1 pseudogene is annotated in these 435 nt (G+C 47.6%); it reads left to right on the plus strand.

Annotation, left to right across the window (positions count from 1 at the left end):
- Nucleotides 1-66 precede the first annotated feature (66 nt).
- Nucleotides 67-435, plus strand: a pseudogene (locus F7Q90_RS26160) (elongation factor P-like protein YeiP); the annotation flags it as partial.

A 435-nucleotide genomic window follows, 5' to 3' on the forward strand; every position in this document is an offset into this window, starting at 1 on the left:
TGAACGGCCCGGCGCGAGTAGTTTGACGCGATATTTTAGATAATCTCTACATACAGGATCTCCTCGATGCCAAGAGCGAACGAAATTAAAAAGGGTATGGTACTGAACTACAACGGCAAATTGCTGATTGTGAAAGATATCGACATTCAGTCCCCAACCGCCCGTGGCGCCGCCACACTGTATAAAATGCGTTTTTCCGATGTCCGCACAGGTCTGAAAGTGGAAGAACGTTTCAAAGGCGACGATATCGTTGATACCGTCACCCTGAGCCGTCGCGGCGTTGACTTTTCTTATGTTGATGGCAACGAATATGTTTTCATGGATAAAGAAGATTATACGCCGTATACCTTCACCAAGGATCAGATCGAAGAAGAGTTGCTGTTTATGCCTGAAGGCGGAATGCCGGATATGCAGGTTCTGACCTGGGACGGCCAA

The organism is Pantoea stewartii subsp. stewartii, assembly GCF_008801695.1.
GTDB classification, from domain to species: domain Bacteria; phylum Pseudomonadota; class Gammaproteobacteria; order Enterobacterales; family Enterobacteriaceae; genus Pantoea; species Pantoea stewartii.